The sequence below is a fragment of the Cryobacterium sp. M25 genome, from assembly GCF_002929635.1.
Lineage (GTDB): Bacteria > Actinomycetota > Actinomycetes > Actinomycetales > Microbacteriaceae > Cryobacterium > Cryobacterium sandaracinum.
Genome location: NZ_PJJU01000003.1, coordinates 1 through 1,867, shown reverse-complemented (window position 1 = coordinate 1,867; position 1,867 = coordinate 1). Strand labels below are relative to the sequence as shown.

Here is a 1,867-nt window from a genome sequence, read left to right as displayed (position 1 = left end):
TGGATGCCTTGGCATCGAGAGCCGATGAAGGACGTGGGAGGCTGCGATATGCCTCGGGGAGCTGTCAACCGAGCGTGGATCCGAGGATTTCCGAATGGGGAAACCCAGCACGAGTGATGTCGTGCTACCCGCATCTGAATATATAGGGTGCGGGAGGGAACGCGGGGAAGTGAAACATCTCAGTACCCGTAGGAGGAGAAAACAATTGTGATTCCGCAAGTAGTGGCGAGCGAACGCGGAACAGGCTAAACCGCACGCATGGGTAACCGGGTAGGGGTTGTGTGTGCGGGGTTGTGGGAGGATATGTCTCAGCGCTACCCGGCTGAGAGGCAGTCAGAAAGTGTCGTGGTTAGCGGAAGTGGCCTGGGATGGTCTGCCGTAGACGGTGAGAGCCCGGTACGCGAAAACCCGGCACCTGCCTAGTATCAATTCCCGAGTAGCAGCGGGCCCGTGGAATCCGCTGTGAATCCGCCGGGACCACCCGGTAAGCCTAAATACTCCTCGATGACCGATAGCGGATTAGTACCGTGAGGGAATGGTGAAAAGTACCCCGGGAGGGGAGTGAAAGAGTACCTGAAACCGTGTGCCTACAATCCGTCAGAGCCTCCTTTTCCTCTCCGGAGGAGGGTGGTGATGGCGTGCCTTTTGAAGAATGAGCCTGCGAGTCAGGGACATGTCGCAAGGTTAACCCGTGTGGGGTAGCCGCAGCGAAAGCGAGTCTGAATAGGGCGACCCACACGCGCATACGCGCGTGTGAATAGTGGCGTGTTCTGGACCCGAAGCGGAGTGATCTACCCATGGCCAGGGTGAAGCGCGGGTAAGACCGCGTGGAGGCCCGAACCCACTTAGGTTGAAGACTGAGGGGATGAGCTGTGGGTAGGGGTGAAAGGCCAATCAAACTCCGTGATAGCTGGTTCTCCCCGAAATGCATTTAGGTGCAGCGTTGCGTGGTTCACCGCGGAGGTAGAGCTACTGGATGGCCGATGGGCCCTACTAGGTTACTGACGTCAGCCAAACTCCGAATGCCGTGGTGTAAAGCGTGGCAGTGAGACGGCGGGGGATAAGCTCCGTACGTCGAAAGGGAAACAGCCCAGATCGCCGGCTAAGGCCCCCAAGCGTGTGCTAAGTGGGAAAGGATGTGCAGTCGCAAAGACAACCAGGAGGTTGGCTTAGAAGCAGCCACCCTTGAAAGAGTGCGTAATAGCTCACTGGTCAAGTGATTGTGCGCCGATAATGTAGCGGNCGTCGAAAGGGAAACAGCCCAGATCGCCGGCTAAGGCCCCCAAGCGTGTGCTAAGTGGGAAAGGATGTGCAGTCGCAAAGACAACCAGGAGGTTGGCTTAGAAGCAGCCACCCTTGAAAGAGTGCGTAATAGCTCACTGGTCAAGTGATTGTGCGCCGATAATGTAGCGGGGCTCAAGCACACCGCCGAAGCCGCGGCACATCCACCTTGTGGTGGGTGTGGGTAGGGGAGCGTCCCTCATTCAGCGAAGCCACCGGGTGACCGGTGGTGGAGGGTGGGGGAGTGAGAATGCAGGCATGAGTAGCGACAAGGCAAGTGAGAACCTTGCCCGCCGAAAGACCAAGGGTTCCTGGGCCAGGCCAGTCCGCCCAGGGTGAGTCGGGACCTAAGGCGAGGCCGACAGGCGTAGTCGATGGACAACGGGTTGATATTCCCGTACCCGTGTGTGGGCGCCCGTGACGAATCAGCGGTACTAACCACCCAAAACCGGATCGATCACTCCCCTTCGGGGGTGTGGAGTTCTGGGGCTGCGTGGGAACTTCGCTGGTAGTAGTCAAGCGAAGGGGTGACGCAGGAAGGTAGCCGTACCAGTCAGTGGTAACACTGGGGCAAGCCGGTAGGGAG

At 58.6% G+C, this 1,867-nt stretch carries 1 rRNA gene; it reads left to right on the top strand.

Features of this window, described 5'->3' with window-relative positions:
* A 23S ribosomal RNA gene (locus CXY81_RS00015) occupies positions 1 to 1,867 on the top strand; the annotation flags it as partial.